The 18,783-nt window shown below is 42.3% G+C and carries 13 protein-coding genes; 6 read left to right on the top strand and 7 right to left on the bottom strand.

What is annotated here, in order from left to right; translation table 11 throughout:
- The first annotated feature begins 173 nt into the window (after positions 1-173).
- Complete coding sequence (locus GZH31_RS11595; RefSeq protein ID WP_118844508.1) at positions 174-1,463, top strand: S8 family serine peptidase; 1,290 nt, start codon at positions 174-176, stop codon at positions 1,461-1,463.
- Between the two features lie 3 nt (positions 1,464-1,466).
- On the opposite strand, the gene GZH31_RS11590 is transcribed toward GZH31_RS11595, so the two are convergent.
- From GZH31_RS11590 to GZH31_RS11580, 3 genes are all read right to left on the bottom strand, one after another.
- Positions 1,467-2,381 carry a hypothetical protein gene (locus GZH31_RS11590; protein ID WP_180311015.1) on the bottom strand — a complete coding sequence of 305 codons (915 nt, stop codon included), beginning with the start codon at positions 2,379-2,381 and terminating at the stop codon, positions 1,467-1,469.
- Positions 2,382-2,430: 49 nt separating this feature from the next.
- Complete coding sequence (locus GZH31_RS11585) at positions 2,431-3,192, bottom strand: hypothetical protein (RefSeq protein ID WP_036966755.1); 762 nt, start codon at positions 3,190-3,192, stop codon at positions 2,431-2,433.
- 121 nt (positions 3,193-3,313) lie between these two features.
- Complete coding sequence (locus GZH31_RS11580; RefSeq protein WP_065978610.1) at positions 3,314-3,904, bottom strand: LysE family translocator; 591 nt, start codon at positions 3,902-3,904, stop codon at positions 3,314-3,316.
- Between the two features lie 99 nt (positions 3,905-4,003).
- Between GZH31_RS11580 and GZH31_RS11575 the strand changes: the two genes are divergently transcribed.
- The 3 genes from GZH31_RS11575 (at position 4,004) to GZH31_RS11565 (ending at position 7,768) form a co-directional block, all read left to right on the top strand.
- Positions 4,004-4,453: an Lrp/AsnC family transcriptional regulator gene (locus tag GZH31_RS11575; protein WP_036969104.1), complete on the top strand. Its 450-nt coding sequence runs from the start codon at positions 4,004-4,006 to the stop codon at positions 4,451-4,453.
- A 503-nt stretch (positions 4,454-4,956) separates the two neighbouring features.
- The gene (locus GZH31_RS11570; RefSeq protein WP_180311014.1) at positions 4,957-6,075 is read left to right on the top strand and encodes a GGDEF domain-containing protein; all 1,119 of its coding nucleotides are present in this window, start codon (positions 4,957-4,959) and stop codon (positions 6,073-6,075) included.
- A 325-nt stretch (positions 6,076-6,400) separates the two neighbouring features.
- Positions 6,401-7,768 carry an alkaline phosphatase PhoX gene (locus tag GZH31_RS11565; RefSeq protein WP_065978608.1) on the top strand — a complete coding sequence of 456 codons (1,368 nt, stop codon included), beginning with the start codon at positions 6,401-6,403 and terminating at the stop codon, positions 7,766-7,768.
- A 48-nt stretch (positions 7,769-7,816) separates the two neighbouring features.
- Here the strand turns inward: GZH31_RS11565 and GZH31_RS11560 are convergent, their stop codons facing one another.
- The 3 genes from GZH31_RS11560 to GZH31_RS11550 form a co-directional block, all read right to left on the bottom strand.
- Positions 7,817-8,725: an alpha/beta fold hydrolase gene (locus GZH31_RS11560; protein WP_180311013.1), complete on the bottom strand. Its 909-nt coding sequence runs from the start codon at positions 8,723-8,725 to the stop codon at positions 7,817-7,819.
- A gap of 131 nt (positions 8,726-8,856) precedes the next feature.
- Positions 8,857-11,226 (bottom strand): TonB-dependent receptor domain-containing protein, encoded by a 2,370-nt coding sequence (locus tag GZH31_RS11555; RefSeq protein ID WP_075593773.1) that lies wholly within the window; start codon positions 11,224-11,226, stop codon positions 8,857-8,859.
- 475 nt (positions 11,227-11,701) lie between these two features.
- Positions 11,702-12,526, bottom strand: a complete 825-nt coding sequence (locus GZH31_RS11550; protein ID WP_180311012.1) for an alpha/beta hydrolase — start codon at positions 12,524-12,526, stop codon at positions 11,702-11,704.
- A 223-nt stretch (positions 12,527-12,749) separates the two neighbouring features.
- On the opposite strand from GZH31_RS11550, the gene GZH31_RS11545 reads away from it, so the two are divergent.
- Together GZH31_RS11545 and GZH31_RS11540 are read left to right on the top strand one after the other, a co-directional pair.
- Positions 12,750-16,310, top strand: coding sequence for an ImpA family metalloprotease (locus tag GZH31_RS11545; RefSeq protein ID WP_074989000.1), 3,561 nt, complete (start codon positions 12,750-12,752; stop codon positions 16,308-16,310).
- 124 nt (positions 16,311-16,434) lie between these two features.
- Complete coding sequence (locus tag GZH31_RS11540; protein ID WP_074988999.1) at positions 16,435-16,908, top strand: VOC family protein; 474 nt, start codon at positions 16,435-16,437, stop codon at positions 16,906-16,908.
- Here the strand turns inward: GZH31_RS11540 and GZH31_RS11535 are convergent.
- Positions 16,905-18,542 (bottom strand): hypothetical protein, encoded by a 1,638-nt coding sequence (locus tag GZH31_RS11535; protein ID WP_180311011.1) that lies wholly within the window; start codon positions 18,540-18,542, stop codon positions 16,905-16,907. The two genes, GZH31_RS11540 and GZH31_RS11535, sit on opposite strands and share 4 nt — an antisense overlap.
- Between the last annotated feature and the right edge of the window lie 241 nt (positions 18,543-18,783).

The following is an 18,783-nucleotide window of genomic DNA, read 5'->3' as shown; positions in this document are numbered from 1 at the left end:
TTTTCCCTTATTTGTTAGGGCGTGTGGCCTTATAAATTAAGTGACTCATGAATGATTCAGCCTACACGCACTACTATAACGAGTAGAAACTGTTTTTATTCCCTAAATATGCAATTTATTTTTATTTCAAACGTTATACCTTTAACCTTAGTCAAAAGAGAAGTGACTGTAACATGAAAATAAAAGATGTTGCCCTTGGCACGTTATTGCTCATGTCGAGTAATTTATATGCCACGGTTATAAAACCGATCAGCCCTATTATAGAGCAGATAGACCCAGCTATTGAACGTATTGAAGATAGGCTCGATATTCCACGTCGCGCATTGCCTAGCATTGATTCTATTCAACAACTTGCGACTGATATAAGCGCATTACCCAGCCGGTTGGCCATTTTGAATACGGTAGGAAAACCAGCATTCATAGAAATCGAAACAGAGCAGGGTTTTAGAGCCGTTGAACGGCAATGGATTTTGTTAGCCAATGAGCAGCATAGAGCGAAGCTAGAGCACATTGGTGCACAGATAGTCAGTCGTCAATCATACGATGCTTTGGGAATGGTTTTATTACGATTTGTGGTGCCTGAACAGTTTGATTCAAAAGCTCAATTACAACGTCTTTTGTCGATAGATGATGCGGCCTTATTAGGACGTAATCACATTTATCAAGCGCAGCAAGGTCCTTTGCAAGGCGTTAACACACATAAAAACCGGCCCGTTTGCGACTTGCCTGTGCGGGTAGGCATGATCGACAGCGCACTTAACTTGGCGCACCCTGGTTTTGTGGGGAGCACCATTGAGACTCGGTCATTTCTACCCAATTCCGTGGCATCACCTGACTTACATGGCACTGCGGTCGCCGGTGTTATGATTGGTAAAACGGCCAAGTTATCGCCATTATTAAACCAAGCAACGTTATACAGCGCGGCGGTTTTTTATCGTCAATCAGACTTGTCACAGGGTGCCACATTGGCTGCTATTGTTGATGCCTTAAATTGGCTGGTGGCTGCGCAAGTTCCAGTGATTAACCTGAGTTTTACTGGGCCAGATAATGCTATTTTAGCGGCAGCAATTAAGGCGACAATTGCGCAGCAAGTGACTCTTGTTGCAGCAGCCGGTAATGATGGCCCCGCTGCATTGCCGCTTTATCCCGCGGCGTATGAAAATGTTATTGCAGTGAGTGCGGTTGATAAAAATGGGCAAATATACCGTTGGTCAAATAAAGGTGACTACATTGATTTTGCAGCCTTAGGTGTCAACGTATTAACACTAAACTCGGGCGGTGGTGTAGGGGTTGAATCAGGAACTTCAATGGCGGCGCCGCAGGTGACTGCGGCTGCGGCATGTTTGGCGGCGAATCCCGATTACACACCCCATTCTATCTATAATAAGTTAGTTGAGCGTGCAGTCGATAAAGGAAAACCCGGAAAAGATAGCGTGTTTGGGCATGGCTCAATCACTTATTAAGGCTTAAAATTCAGCACGCAAAGAAATGGACGCAATGCTTTGTGTGTATGTATTTGCCTCTAACTGAGATTGATAATCCCCATACTCAGCCTCGGTAATTAAACTTAACGAATCAAGCAGCGATAGTTGCCAATGCGCGGTTAAGACATGGCGGCTTTCATCACGTGATGGAGTTGGCTCAGTGAGCATATCGTTTGGATTCTCTTGATAGTCTTTATCTTGATATCGCCAACCAATGCTCGCTTTATTTGTGTTGCCGAAAGCGGTGAACGTGTGTGAAACGCGCGTGTTTAAAGTCCAGCCAGAAAAGTCATATTGTTGCTCAGTTGCCTCTTCTTTGTCGAGACTTGCACCCAGTAGCAACATGGTATTACCTTGATTTATAAAATAAAAAAGACTGGTGTCAAGGCCAAGGCTTTGTGCATCACGAGCAGGTTGAGTGGTAAACTGTTTTTCACCCGCTTTCAATGCTGCTCTTAAATATGTGGTGTTATTGACAAAGTGACCTATGTAAAGACTTCCTTGGTCGAGCGTTAAAAATGTTTTGTTTGCCACTTGGGCTGTTGCACCATCATAACGAAAGCCAATGTCAGTGTGTGTTAGCTTATAATTTGTGTCTAACCCGTATTGATGGAGCGATAAGTCGTATTGATCCAAGGTATGGTAATTGGTGTTTTCATAACGATAACTGGGTGTGAACTTGAGTGCATCGGTTGCTTTAAATTCTGCACTTAGACCCGCAGACAGCAAGGTGCCAGTGTCACTTTGCGATGAAATGACATCGAGCTCTTTTATTGCTAAATCTGAGTTGCTCGTTAAACCAATCTGAGCATGTGTATTAAACGTTGCATCGGCTGCGGTTGCATGAATGCTTAACGTCATTGCACTCATTACAGCAAGTGTTGTTAGTGTACGCATAGCGACCTCCTTAAAAGTGCGCCGGGTAATAACCCGGCACAACACGACTTTAAAGGCCTAAATTAAGGCTATTTTGGATACTGTTAACCACTTCTGTTGTTGTGGTCGCGGTGACTTGGTCAGCAACTTGTTGGCTGACACTATTACTCACAGTAGAAGTTACCGTTTGCTCAACACTACTTTGCACAGAGTCGATAGCGGCTTGTTGCACATTCCCTGACAGGCTTGATTGTAGGTTGTTGCTAATGGCAGATACTTGGTTCACATCAAGCAGTGGGAGCTCGGTTATGTTCGCTTGAGTTAATGAACTTGTTTGCTGATCTAGCTGGTTTTGCAAGGTCAGTGCAGTAGGGTTAATTGCATTACTTGTGGTCATTGCATTAACCATCGATACGCTGTTATCAATAGTTGCACCTGCTTGGTTTGATATCGCTGTTACACTCACTGAGTTGGCAGACTCATTAATGCTATTAAGTGAGCTTGCGGTAGTTGCAGTAGGCGTTTGTTCAGCATTTTGAGCCGTGTTTGTTGTGTTTGTTTCAGTACTGGTTTGTGCACTGTTGCTCGTAGTCGTGTTTGTTTCTGTGGCTGAGTTTTGAGTTGTCGCAGAGCCTGAAACTTGGCTATTTTGCATCAATGATGTCGTGCTTGTTTGGCTTGCATTAGCCGGTGCAAGAGATGTTTGCATATTACTTGAAGCTTGTTGGTCGGTTGATACCGATAATTGCACATCTGCTGCGTAGCTCGCCGTTGTTAAACCTGCTGAAGTTACTACACACATTGCGATTAAAGTTTGTTTAAAGTGAGTCATTGTCTCGTCCTCTTTTTTACGAATTGACATAGAGGTAACGAACAGACGAGATATTTATTCCCAATTTTTTAGCAGATGCTAAAATTGTAATCTTGGTCTCATTTTTAAATAAGGCCCGTTACTAAAGCAAACTAAACAAGACCGACACGACTAAAAGTAGTGCCATTAAGTAGTTAAATAGTTTTAAACGAGTGGGGCTTGAAAGCCAGTGTTGTAGTTTTTCGCCTACTAAGGTCCACGAGCTCACGCAAGGTAAATTAATTAAACCAAATACGGCACTGACGATTAATACCGCTGATACGTTTTTGTTTGGAGCGTATAAGCTTATCGCACTAAGCGCCATTGCCCATGCTTTAGGGTTCACCCATTGGAAAAGGGCCGCTTGAATAAAAGTAAAAGGCTTACCTTTATTTTGTGTGTGTTGTTGTCCGTTGCTGGTGGCTATTTTATAAGCGAGATATAACAAATAAACAACACAAAACACTTTTAGAATGAGGTAGCTTAGCGGAAATAAGTCAAACAGCTGCATAATGCCGAGGCCAACTAAAAAGAGCATCAACATAAAGCCTAACGTTACCCCAAACATATGCGGTGTGGTCCTTTTAAAACCAAAATTGGCACCTGAGCTCATCAACATTAAGTTATTGGGCCCAGGGGTAGTTGACGAAACGAGGGCGAATAACGCCAGTGCTGTCATCATCTCAAAACTCATCGTAGTCTCTCCCTGTTTGTTAAGTTGCAATTATAGATTGAAATGCACGCAATTATCGCGCTTAATGTTGTTTTTGGTAGTTTGAAATCACAATTTAAAATGAAGAAAGATAGAATTAACGACAGAATATTGCATGAGTTAAGGCGTGATGGCCGTTTAGCAAATACTGAGCTGGCAGAGAAAGTGGGGTTGTCGCCATCGGCATGCCTAAGAAGGGTTCAAGAACTTGAGCGGCTCGGGGTGATTTCGGGGTACCGCGCAGTGATTAATCATCACGCTGTTGGTTTAGGTTTTATCGCTTATGTAGGCGTGGGTTTAAACGACCACTCAACAAGCTCGCAGCTCGCATTTGAGCAAGCACTCGCGTTTATTGATGAAGTTAAAGAGTGTCATAACGTGACCGGTGCGTTTGAATATTTACTGCGGGTAGAAACGGCAGATTTAAAATCATATAAAGCATTTCATGCTGATGTGCTCGGTTCAATTCCTCAGGTAAGAACCATTACGTCACATGTGGTGATGGGGTCTCCTAAAGATGAGCGAGCATAATAGGAGAGATTAAAAGAGTGATAAATGACTCTTTTGCATTTTAATAATCATGTTAATCACTCTATGAATACAGCAGACTGCTCATACGTTTAATCAATACGTTGAGAATGTACCTGTTAAATAAGGTTACTTATAAAGTCCAGAAATCCCCTGTTTTGTTAGGCATTTTTTAGCCGATACAGCATGGAGTTATTTTCTAAACTCATTTATTTCAACGTGTTAAATGTAAAGTTGCTGTTTTTATAGAGGCGGTTTTTATGAGAGGGTTTTTGTCTATAGATAAAAATAGCGAGTCATTTTTAAGTTATGGAAAAATATATTTAATTTTATATCTTTACGCTATAGAACAAATAATAGTCAATTCGAGGATTATATTCTAAGTTTGGCTATTGAACTTGCCTTAATTGTTGGTTTATTATCCACCCCCTAATTCTAATTAAGGGATAATAATAAGAATGGATCTCCACACATTGCTCGTTTGTACGGCACTGGTTAGCTTTATAATGATGTTAACAATGGCTGCTTTGTACATTGCGAGTCGTAACGAAAGTTATTTAATTGATTGGCTGGTGTGTGGTGCATTATTTTTCGCTTCCAATTTATCGGGTATTCTCGCGACTAATGTCGATTTTCCTTCGTTTTTCCATCCTGCTTTTGCGAATGCTTGCTATTTAGCTGGGCATGCAGCGCTTTTCAGTGGCGTATCTAAATGCTTATATAATCGTTCGATGTGGGGGGTTGTGCTGATCGTTTTTGTTGGCATTTTTGTTATGCATTTTGTGCCAGCAATGAATGAGTCAATTGAACTGCGTATTGTTGTTTTGTATCCGATGATTGCTGCACTTGATATTTCGGCGATGCTAGCACTTTGGAAGCACCGAAAAGAAGAGGCGGGTAAAGCGTATTACTTGCTCATTATTTTGTTGTTTATTTTCTCGGCGCAACAGTTATTTAGAGGCTATTTGTTACTGACAGGTATTGAAAATACGCCATGGATTGAAAAGCATCAACTTTTAAACATAGGTAGTTTAGCGGTTATCGCTTTTTACTTTTTACTGACGATAGCATTTTCTGTTGTGGTGACTTGGCGTAAAGAACTCGCGTTAAGAGAGTATTCTTTAACGGATCATTTAACAGGGTGGTATAACCGTAAAGCGCTTGAGGTATTTGCTAATAAAGAGCTAAAGCGATGTATACGCAATGACACCCAGTTAGCCTTTATAGTGTTTGATATTGACCACTTTAAATCAGTGAACGATCAGTTTGGACATATACTTGGCGATAAAGCTATCGCACATGTAACCGCAATTGCTAAACAGCAACTCAGGGAATATGACCAATATTTTCGCTTAGGAGGCGAAGAGTTTGCTGTGTTAGTGAGCCACATAAGCGGCCAAGACGTTGAGTTATTGGCACAGCGTATTCGAAAATCAGTTGCAAAAACACCGCTTATTTTAGACGATGAAACTGTGTATCTGACAGTAAGTGTCGGAGTTGCAATGTTGAACCCACAAGAAACAAGTTGGCAAACAGTACTAAAACGTGCAGATGATGCGTTGTATCGTTCAAAGCATCAAGGTCGTAATCAAGTAACGAGTTGTGGCGACTTAGCAAAAATATAAGCATCTCGAAAATAATTGCTTATTCCGAGTTTGAAACACTCCACTAGAGAAAACATTAACTTTTCACAATACTGTGATGATGACTTTTAAGCGCATTCATAAAATGGCTAGTCTGGCTATGTGAATGGTTAGTTTTGCCGTTTGGAATATCACCGTTATTTAATTTTATTGTGCCTAATCAACAACTCGTAGTGATTAAAGCGTCGTTATTAGGTGCTTTATGACATTTTCGTGAAGATTGTGATACTGTAACTTTTTATGATTTCTTTGCTTTATAATGCTCTTTTTATTTGTATGATAAAGCTGGTTTCAGCTTGGAGTTAGCATGGTTTCACGTCGAGAATTTTTGGTAGGGGCGGGTACGTTAGCCTTTTTAGGGTTATCAAAAAGTGCCATTGGCAAAGTGTCGCTTAATGATTTGCAAACAACGATCAAAGGGTTTGGTCCTTTATTGCCTGACCCTGATGCGCTATTAGATTTACCCGCAGGTTTTAGTTATCAGATTATTTCGAGCTTAGGTGAGAAAATGTCAGATGGCTTCACTGTTCCCGACAAAGCCGATGGTATGGGCTGTCTTGCCCTTGGCAATGACCGTGTTGCTTTGGTGCGTAACCACGAATTAAAACCAACAGATTTAACTAAAGCCGAAGCCAGTATCGCACAGCATAAAACACCATTCGCCTTCGATACTAACCGCGAAGGTGTCGCACTTCCTGGTGGCACCAGCCACATTATTTATAATTTAAAAACCCATCAAAAAGAGCAAGAGTATCTTTCGTTAGTGGGCACTATTCGTAACTGTTCTGGTGGTATTACGCCTTGGGGCTCGTGGCTGACTTGTGAAGAAACAACCGACACCAAAGCCGATGGATTCAATCAAGATCATGGTTATATTTTTGAGGTGCCTGCCAATAGTAAAGGCCTCATTAAACCTGAGCCATTGAAAGCCATGGGACGCTTTAATCATGAAGCGGCCGCTGTTGACCCACGCACTGGTATTGTGTATTTAACCGAAGATAAGGGTGACAGCGTTTTTTACCGTTTCATTCCTAACGAATATGGCAAGCTGCACAAAGGCGGCCAATTACAAGCAATGGTCGTTAAAGGGAAACCACAGTTCGATAGCCGTAACTGGCATAGTAAGACCATGCCACTGCATCAAGAGTTGGATGTTGAGTGGATTGACTTAGATAACCCTGAAAGCCCGAAAGATGACTTACGCTTACGTGGCTTTAAGCAAGGCGCTGCTTTATTTGCGCGAGGTGAAGGCATTCACTGGGGTGATAAAGAGCTTTATTTTTGTTGTACTAATGGCGGTAAAAAGCAACTTGGTCAGGTAATGAAATACCAGCCATCAGAATTTGAAGGCACTAATAAAGAAGCTGAGCAACCTGGCAAGATATCGTTGTTTGTTGAGAGTACCAGCAAAACACTCTATAACTTTGGCGATAACTTAACAGTGTCACCAAATGGCCATTTAATTGTTTGTGAAGATCAATACACCGATGTGGTTGATAATCACTTACGTGGTGTGACTCCTGAAGGACAGGTTTATAATTTTGCGCGTTTGGTTGCGCAAACAGAACTTGCCGGAGCCTGTTTTTCGCCCGATGGCAGTACCTTGTTTGTAAATGTTTACTCACCAGCAAAAACACTCGCCATAACAGGTCCTTGGCATCAGTTTAGTGGTTGATTAAAGCGCTGCTCATAACGTTTTTCATTCGTAATGAGTATGCGTTATTTAACGGGGCTTTTTTGATGCTCTACGGGCATGCTTTGCTATCCATTTAGTCATCTTTTTCATTAAAGCGGGTGGAAAATCATGCCCCATGCCGGGCACCACTTTTAATTTACTGCGTTTGATTATAAGTGCGGTATTAATGCCAGCTTCAAGAGGGATGACAGGGTCGGCACTGCCGTGAATAATCAAAGTCGGGGCTTTAATTTTTTTCAATAGTTTTTCGCGATAAGGGGTTGCTGCAATGGCTGCTAGTTGGCGTTTGAAACCCTGTTGATTATGAGCGGCACGCTTACTATAACGGTTTGCGTTTTCATACAAAGCGCATTCATCTTGCGGGTAAGCAGGGCTGCCAATTAATTGATTAAGGCGTACGTTGTATTTTATTTCGGCTTCTTTAGTTCGGTTTCGTGGCTGTATTTTAGCTAGTTTTATGAGTAAATTAATGTTCGAGCCTGAAAACGACCAAGGTGAACTACTCGACATAATGGTGGTTAAACTGAGTACGCGCTTTTTGTACTTTGCAGCAGCTATTTGTGCAATCATGCCCCCCATTGATGCCCCCACTAAATGCGCTTGTTTGATAGAAAGTGCATTCATCAACTCTTTTACATCACGGGCCATGTCATCTAATGAGTAGGGGAGGTGGGTGCGTAGCGGTAAACGGCGGCTCAGCCAATGTTTAATAAGGCTTGGTTTGCCTAATTCATCGAGCGATGATGACAGCCCTGCATCGCGATTATCAAAGCGAATTACTCTAAACCCTTTTTCTACTAAACCACTATACAAGACCTCTGGCCACACGGTAAATTGTGCGCCTAAGCCAATAATCAATATGATCACAGGTGCATCAAGGTCACCTTTATCTTGGTAACTAATAGATATACCGCTGGCTGTGAGAATATTTTCCATTCTTTAACTAACAGGCTTACGCAGGTTAATGAAGTATAAATGGCATTGTTGGCAGTTTAGTGACAGTCGGACGACCTGCTCGAAGTAGGCAGCACAACAGTGAGTGCTGCCTATATTCAGGGAGAAAAATATTAGAAGTAAGCGGTAACGCCAATCCAGAAATTACGGCTTTTATCTTTTACGTTGTAGTCATCAGTGAAAGTGACTTCACTCACTACGCCACGACCTGTTAGGTACTCGTACTCTCCATCCCCATTTAAGTCGGTATAGCTCGTACTATAAGAGGTGAAATCTTCGTCGAGTAGGTTGTTTACGCGAGCGTTAATTTGCACGTACTCATTAACATAGAACTGTGCACCTAGATTAAGTAGGTTGTAGTTTTTGTAATACAGCGCTTTATCGTGCACGTTATCCCAGCCACGGTAACGATCTGAGCGATACACACCTTGTAAATAAAGGTTGATTGAGTCGGTGGCTTCCCAGTTTAGCGTTAAGTTTGCCATGTGCTCAGCACTGTTAGTTAATGGTTTGCCTTGTTCTGGTCCGCTCTTTTGTTCGCTGTCAGTCCATGTGTAGTTACCATTGATTGACACCGTGTTGGTTAGTGTATATTGACCTGCAATTTCAACACCTTGTAGGTCTACTTCGTCGATATTGATTTTTTGGCTGTAGCTGTCATAGCCCAGTTGATCGTATTGGCCTAAGTTAACACACGGGCGCACACCATTGGTTTGCTCACAGCTTAAAATGGTGTCGCCGCGGGCTATTTTATCTTCGAACTTGGTGTTGTAATAAGTGACATTGATGTTGTGATCACCTTCAAGTGATGTCCAATAAAGCGCGATTTCTGAGTTAACACTGGTTTCTGGTTCTAAGTCTGGGTTACCAGCAAATGGGCTGGTGCCTTGACCACCAAAACCAGTAATACCGTCGTATAGGTCGGTTGTTTGTGGGGTTTTATAACCAGTGCTAACACCGCCTTTTAAAGTCCAAGTGTCAGATAAGTTGTACACAGCGTACACGCGGGGTGATACTTGGCTGCCAAATACATCATGGTCGTCGTAACGGGCACCCAAAGTGAAAGTAAAGTTATCGGTTGCCATCCAGTTATCTTCGGCAAACACCGAGTACATGTTTTGTTCTTGAACTTGACCGGCTTGGTCACTTTCAAGACCAAATACACCATCTTTTAACTCACCATCAATTAACTGACCACCAATCGCTAAATTGTGGCTGCCAAAACCGCCAGTGATTGGAATATCAAAGCGTAAATCATACGTGTACTGACTGCTTTCGAGTGGGCGAGCTGGGCGGGGTAAGAAGGTGTCTTCGGCTAAATCTTTTCGTGCTTGCTCATCCATACCTTCATATTCGCCAGTGCCATCGTACATAGCTTGCAGCTCTATACGCTCACTAACGCTTAGAGGCAAAGTGCGGCCGTTATTTTGCGTATCAACATACGATACCGACGCTTTAATGGTGGCCCATTCAAGCTCACCATCATAACTAAATGACCACCACTCACGGTCAAACTCTTGATCGGCGGCATAACCTGCACGTGGATTAACCTGACCGCGGCTGTCTTGCCAAATAGATTCAATATTATCTTTAGTGCCTAAAGGGTAAGTAATAGTGCCTGATTCAATATCGTAGCTTGGCGTGTTGTCATACACTTGGCTTGAGTTGTCATAATCAAACCGTAAATGATGAGAATCAAAAGGTGTGTAAGTTAAAGTAAAGCCGTATTGTTCGTTGGTATTATCAACAGTACGACCACCACTACCAAAGCCAAGTGAGCGAGTATGCACGACACCATTAGGATCGACCGCAGGTTCAAATGTTGGCGAGGAGGCTTGTTGCTCATAAATACTGCCGCGCACACCTAAGCTTAAAACATCTTTGATAAGCGGACCCATCACGCTAAAGTCGGTGGTTATGTCATCACCAAAGTCGTCGTTTTGCTGTAATGAACGGCTAAATGACACTGCACCGCTCCAGTTATCAGTGTGCTTTTTAGTGATGATATTAATAACACCACCAAGTGCGTCTGCTCCATAAAGTGTCGATGCAGGGCCGCGAATAACCTCAACACGTTCAATAGCGTCAACCGGCGGCACGTGATTAAAGGCGTTACCACCAAAGTTATTAGGGTATATATCACCGTGGTTGTTTTGACGTTTACCATCGATCAATAGCAGGGTGTATTCACCTGTTAAACCACGCATACTCACACTGCCTTGGCCTGTTTTGTCGCGGGTTGTACCAATGTCGATGCCTTCTAAATACTGCACTGCATCGAGCACCGAAGTAAAGGCGTGAGATTTAATATCTTCATTTGTGATAATTGAAATACTTGCAGGTGCTTCAGTTACTTTTTGCTCAAAACCAGTGGCGGTAATAACTAAACGTTCCATGTCTTGCTTAGGCTTTGCATCATCTGCTATTGCTGAAAATTGTGCGGTAATTGCCAGAGTTAATAAGCTAAGTCTTATTGATTTCATTGTTGATCCCAATTTTTTTTTGTTAGTCCATATAAGATGGCGGTTATAGTATATAAAACACAAATAAGATCAAGAATAATTCGCATTTGAGCGTTTGTTTTAAAGCCAGCTTTCCACGGCGCTTATTTAAAAAGGGGCTGATAGCGGGTAATTAACTATCATTACTTTTATTGCAGAAAAGTAATGGCAGCAAAGTAATTGAAAAAGTGAAGTGGGGGAATAAGCTTACGAAACGCTGTTTAAACGTTTAAATTTTAATGAGTTATAAATTCCTTTATAAATTCCTTTATAAATTGTTTTATAAAAACATGAGATGCCAAAGCCTGCCAAAAACATACTGAACTCGGCACGTGCTTGCGCTTACACGAACAACCGAGAGCCATATTTGCACGGTAACGCTTTTAGCCGCTTTGTTTTAAGTGGCTAAAATTATAAGTTCAAATGGTTAGGCATTATTGCTGGTTATAGCGATGACTCAACGCGTGTAGTCGATGTCTTTGAAGGCATCATAAACCGCTAAATGCAATGTGTCGCCGTGCTCATGTTCGGAGAAAAACTGGAATTTCACTTGGCTTTTGTCTTTAAGTGAATGAGCAAGTTGTTTGTATAATTCTTTCGCAACTCGCTCCATTACATGGCCTTCTTTGCCAACTGCAATGTACACCGATTTAGGAGGATGATTTGGTTTAAATTCGCTTTTTAATAACGCCTCATCGTCCCACCACAAGCTTGGGCTTATGATTAGGTAATGATCGAATAACGCACTGTGATTATACAATATTTCAGTTGCAAGCAAGCCCCCTAAAGATTGACCTATTAGGGTCTCTGTGCCGTTAGTACGGTACTCTTTGGCGATTAATGGTTTTAATTCATGTTGTAAAAAATGGATAAATTGTTCAGCCCCCCCATGGCTTGGAAGTTCTTGCTGGTCAAAGTGGTTGTTACTTTTTGTGGTGAAGTCGTGCTTTCTATCAATATTACTTATCCCGACAACAATGGTGTCGGGGAGCATTTTGATCCATGAAAAATTCGCAAATTGCACCAGGCCCGCTATATGAATAAAGTCTTCATTTTTAGAACCATCTAATAAGTAAATCACCGGGTAATGTTTGTCTGTATTTTTTTCATAGCTTTGCGGCAAATACACATTTATAGAGCGAACTTGATGCAACACTTCAGAGTTAAAGCTTAGGGTTGTGGCAAAGTCAAAAGGGGTGGCGTTTATAGCAATGTCAGCTTTTGTGGGATAGCTGGTTATTAAAAAGAATAAAGTGATACATATCACGCTAATAGATTTCATGGTTTTCCAAATTCAAATTGCTCGTTTATTCCTTCATTAATACTAGCCCTAGTAAGGTTATTTTAATACATGACGCACACTCAGAAAATTCAGAACTTACTTGAGTCGGCTATTTTTTGAAAATGTTTTGATAGCGTTGTCAATTTACGTCTTTCGTGCGAGTTAATAGTGTGGCTCATCCCCTTATAATGTTAAAAAAATGTATACATCGAATATAAGATTAATGAGCAAACCTTTTTCTTCATACCAGCATGCGCTTTTAAGCACAGCAATACTCGCTTTAGTAACGGCGTGTGGCGGTGGTTCAGAGCCACAAGAAACGCCCGTTACACCTCCGGTCACTGAAACACCGCAAAATCAAGCACCTCAAATCAGTGGGCAGTCACAAACGTTAAAGGTCGGCGATACGCTAAACTTTAACCCACAAGTGTCTGATCCAGATAATGATCCACTCACAGTTTCGGTGAGCAACTTACCTAATTGGGTCAATTTTGATAAAGCAACGGGGGCGATAAGCGGTATACCTGAGCAGGCAGGCGTGTTTTCAAACATAGAGTTTAGTGTATCGGATGGGCAGTTATCAGCACAGCTGTTGATTGATATTACGGTGGAGAAAGCGCGGGAAGAAAACACATCGCCAATGCTTACTTCAACGCCAGCTAATGCGAATGAAGGCCAAGCCTACGCTTATCAGCTCACATTTAGCGACGCACAAAACGATACGATTATAGTGAGTGACGTTGCACAGCCTGATTGGTTAATTTTTGATAATAACACTCAGCGCTTTTCGGGAACGCCTGTATTTACTGACCGTGGCGAGCAGCTCATTCGTTTTCGTTATTCAGATGGCGAAGTATCGCAGCTTGCTGAGCAAATATTTACTGTGACTCCTCGCGCTAATTCATTGCCTAGCATCAGCCCACTCGCCGCAGAGGCGCGTGCAGAAAACGCATTTAGTTTAACGCTTACCCATAATGACACTGACAATGATGAGGTAAGCCTAACGGTGGCAGGTTTACCGGCATGGCTTAGCTTTAATGCGCAAACAAATACCTTATCGGGCACGCCTAGCGATGAGGATGTAGGTGAACTTCGGTTCACTATCACAGCCAGTGACTCACGTGAACACGCGAACTATGAATTTGTGTTAAACATAGTGCAAAGTTATGTGGCACAAGCTCTTGCATCGGGAAACGCCCTTGATGTGCCAAACAGTGATTTATTACTTGATGCGGCACTGAATGAAATTGACACTCACAAAGCGCGCTTTCAAACGATTAAAAATCGTTTATTTGGTTTAGACACACAGTCACCCTTGGATGCACTAAGCTGGTATCCAACATGGGATGCAACGCTGTTAAGGGCCACTTATCCATTTAATGAGCCCGTACTGTTAACCAATAATAGTTGGCAAGAAGGTTATGAAGCAAAAGTAAGAAACCTCGCCGTGGTGGGTAGCAGTGATGCACAGCGCGGCCGCTACCTCGTATTCGGCAGTAACCCGTATCGCAACACGATTAATGAGCAAATGCTCAGCTTTTTGAAAAACAGCCATAGCTGGCTTGCAGGCAGAGAAGTAACTGAAGAGCAGCCTCTTAACCTTGTAATGGCACAGCTTGATCAGAGCTATTATTTTCAAGACCGCATTCTCACTAGAGAATGGTTCGATACGCATTACAAGGACCGAGTTCGGTATAACGAGAAAGCCAGCTGTGATAACGATGCCTTAGCGGGGTGTTTAACTGATGACACCGATATATTAATTATCTCTCAGCATGAACGCGAAGGATTAAATATTGATAATGTGGTTGCAGCAGTAAAGCAGGCGCTAGCGAATGATATTGCCGTGATTTATGTTCAGCGCGATGGTAGTCAAACAGCGTTGGGTAACGCCTTGTTTGAGTTATTCCATGTCAGTGTTGCTGGTGATAACTATTGGCACCGATTAGAACTCGCAGAATGGAACCCAAGTGTAATCAGCAACAGCCTACCGAGTGATGTGCTCACCATTAAAGCCCTATTGAACCGCTTTAAAACAGGTGAATTCACTGTAGATTTAAGCACCTGTGATAACCGTAGTTGTCCGAGTGATAGTCAATACCAGCAACAATTCAGCGATGCAGCCACTAAAGTGAACTCATTATTTAGAGGCTTTGACCAAGCAAAAACCGATATTTTTGCAGAGCAAGGCTATCGCTTTTATCAATTATTAGCGCTGCTTGGCGATCATTATCGCCAAGATGTGCGTTTTCCGATGGATAAGCTCAGTACTGATAATAATGCTTTTTTTCGTTCGTTATTTGCTGATCATGCGGTATTAAATGTGCGTAAAGTGAACCCAACCCAAAGTGATATGGGAAATTTTAGCCGCAGTGACTTTAGCCATGTAACGCCAAAAAGCGTGACAGTAAACATGCAAAGTAAAGCGCATTTTCGCTCAACAGGTGTGTATGCGCTGCCCGGGCAAACATTCTCGATAAAGCGCACCGACAACCAAGCCGTTAACACCAAGGTGTTTGTAAATACCTTACGTGATGGCGCAACGCACTATATGAGCAGTAATGGTTATAATCGTCCTGCTAAATTGCAGTCGGTGCATGTGCCAGTGACAAGCAATGAAACCGTGTACTTTACCTCACCCTATGGTGGGCCAATTCAAATTGCGTTCGATCAAAATGATTTAGACGTCAGCTTTGAATTTAACAATGTTGGTGAGCATCCGTATTGGCGAAGCAGCAGCGATGATACACGTTTTGCTGAGCTACTTGAAAAAGGCGACTACGATTGGGCCGAAGTAGCAACAGGCGGTTTTGAAGTACACTCAAAGCTTGAGAAAATGCGTATTTCGATCAACGAAGGTTACTGGCCAATTGCCTCTGACTTTGCCCATGCCGTGGAGCGTTATACTCATAACTACCCGCATGTATTAGCGGGTTTTAAAGGCCCTGGTATTGATGTAGTTACCGAAATTCATGACTTTGCCAGCGCACGCAACCTTGAAATACAGACCATTGATATTGTTAAGCACATGAATGCCGACCAACCCACATGCGGCTGGGGCTGCTCGGGTAACCCGTATGACGCAGGGTGGAATTTTAATCCGACTGGGCATGGCGATATTCATGAGTTAGGCCATGGTCTTGAAAAAGACCGATTCCGTATCGAAGGCTTTGGTGGTCACTCCAATACCAATTTTTACTCTTACTACAGTAAGTCTAAATTTGAAGATGAAACGGGATTCTCGGCGTCGTGTCAAAACTTGCCATTTGAAGGTTTATTTAATCACTTACAGGCCAGTCAGCAAACGGCTAACCCCTATGCTTATATGCAAGAGTTAGCGATGTCAGAGTGGTCACAAAGCCATGCAATTTACTTACAAATTATGATGGCGGCACAGGCATACAATAAGCTTGAAAACGGCTGGCATTTATACCCTCGCTTACACATTATTGAACGGGCTTTTAATCTAGCTGATAACAGTGATGCTAATTGGCAGGCACAAAAAGATGGGCTTGGTTTTTCGAACTACAGTCTGTCGGAGGCACAGAGCATAGGTAACAATGATTGGCTATTAATAGCGTTGTCAGAAGTAACAGAGCTCGATTTGAGCGACTACTTCAGCATGTGGGGCATGGCAACCTCAGATAAAGCACAGCAGCAAGTGAAATCCAAAGGCTACACGGTGTTGGGCGATGTTTATTTTGCTTCTTCTGCGACAGGCTATTGCACAACGCTTAGTCATCCTATGCTTACTGTTGACGGGGAGCAAAGCTGGCCTGAATAACCAATAAACCTTGCTAAAAAGCGCCTGCGATCATGAATGTTCGTGGGCGTTTTTGTATATAAGTTAGTGATTTTGTGAACAACTGCTACCTTTAGAGAAGACACGTTCCAACACGAGGTTCAATATGGCTATATCTGCAATACCTAAAGGTTACCATGCGGTAACGCCTTATTTGATTATTGAAGGTGCCACGAAGGCAATAGAGTTCTATAAGCAAGCGTTTGCTGCTGAACTGGTGATGCAAATGCCTTTACCAGACGGTGGCGTGGCACATGCCGAAATTAAAATTGCCGATTCCCACATCATGCTTTCAGATATGTGCCCCGATGTGCAGTTTAAGTCTCCACATCAGCTCGGTGGTACACCTGTGAGTATTATGCTGTATGTTGAAGACGTTGATGCTGTATTTGCCAACGCGTTGTCGCTGGGTGCAAAAGAGCTGCGCCCAGTTCACGATCAGTTTTATGGCGACAGAGCTGGGACCTTAGAAGACCCTTTTGGTCATATTTGGACTATAGGCACACACAAAGAAGACCTCACTGAGCAAGAGTTGATGCAGCGAATGAGCGAGTTGATGAGTAAAGAGCAGGATGCTTAAAAAGTTGTTTCAACCGACATTCCTATTTGCCATGAATCAACGTCTTGGTAACTGCCAAGAGGCGTACTAAAGTCAATATGTATAACGTTGTCGTTACTTGAGCGCGATGAATATAGGCGAATACCAAGACCCGCACTGGTTAGCATTGAATCTGATATATTCGCAGTTTCAGTGCTGCCAAATGCTTGGCCTACATCAACAAAGCCAACAAAGCCTACATCTACAAACTGATACAGATTGATATTTGGGTACATTCTTAGCTCAGCGGTTGCTTGTACGCTTGAAGTACCATGTTGGTAACTTTCAGGGAAGCCACGCATGCCTTCTTCACCGCCTACAGCCAGCGGTTTATCTGCAAACTCATGGTTTTGCCAATGACCATTTAAATGCGCATAAAAGGCAAATGAATCTGACCAGCGATAGTTCATTTGCGCTTTTGAGTAAATAGCTAAGCGGTCATCAAGCTCTGTACCAATATTGCCTTTGACCCCTGTGGCAAACCGATACAAGGCATTATTGTTAAACCACGCTTTGGTGAGGTTAGTATCAAATAAAAAGCCTTGCCCCAAATTAACCGTATCGATGGCAAACTTTGAGTTTAACTCCCAGCCTAGGTTAACGTCTTCATTGTGGTTTATTAGGTCAATATCGTGCAACACAGCGTAATTGTCTTCTAACCAATGCAATCCTAGCCAAGGTGCAGCAATGCTGTAATCGTTGAGACCTGCAAGTAAAGGTTCTGTTTGAAAAGGGCGGTAGCTGACATCTTGGTAGTCAATCCCTGCAAGCCAGTGGAAGGTTTGCTGACTGTCTTGCGATAAAATACCACCATAGGCAAACTGGGCGATTAATTCATCAGTAAAAAACTCTGAACGAGTTATACCATTTTGATAGATATAACTTTTTTGCTTTTGAGATTGTGCAAAGTAGCGCATTAGTGCGTCACTGCTGCGTTGATAAAAAGGCTGATGATAATCCACTAAAAAGACTTGCCCGTCATCGTAATCATCAGCTTGTAAAGTGAGGGTCGCATGAGGCTGCCAAGGTACTGGCATTTGCAGTACTGAATGGAAGCCCGAGCGTTCGTGATCAGATTTATACTTTAATGATGCGCGAATACCGTACCCTAAAAAGTTTTCTTCTTTAAAGCCCAAGCTGTATTTATTGTTGCCACTACTTCGCCCAAAATTAACGGTTGGTAATAAACTCCAGGTATCCCAGGTATCTATTTGTACAACTTTAGGCTCATCCACAAGGCAATCTTTTGTATAGCTAACTTTGGCATCTCTTAAGTATTTTTTATTGCGCAGAATACGCTCTGCTTCTTGTAACTGACGCTCACTTACTTGCTCACCTTCTTTAAAGGTAATTTGCTCACTGATAACTTTGTTTTTGGTATCTATGTGTAACCAGTTAATAAAGCGGTGTAGGGCGGTCGTTTCAGGATCGTTTGGATCAAAAATAGTATGTGTATCAATGTTGAGTTTATCAACAGTGATGTCTTTGTCTTCGCTTAACTCAGCAGTGGGTTTGCTTTTTACCTCACAGACGACATCTAAGCTTAAAGGCTCGTTTGCATAAGCTGTCCCTGTAGCAGTGCATGCGAATAATAAAACAGGTGTTATTTTATACATTTGGAACTATGCCTACTTAATACTTAGCGATGAGGTTGTCATGCTACATCAACCTAAGTCGTTAAAAACGCTTCATTTTGAAAGCATAAAAGAACTAACTTAAGAAAAACTTAACTAAAACTGAAACTTAGTTGAAGATTGTAAGAGCTTGATAACTTTTGATTTAGATAATGCGTTAGCGTGAAATTAATCGGTAAAAGGCTGGCTTGCGTATGATTTATTAAGATTTCTAATAGAGTAA

Origin of the sequence: Pseudoalteromonas sp. JSTW (assembly GCF_013423925.1) — a bacterium.
GTDB lineage: Bacteria > Pseudomonadota > Gammaproteobacteria > Enterobacterales > Alteromonadaceae > Pseudoalteromonas > Pseudoalteromonas lipolytica.
Note: the sequence above shows the minus strand (reverse complement) of the source record. Positions and strands in the feature narration are given on the sequence as shown.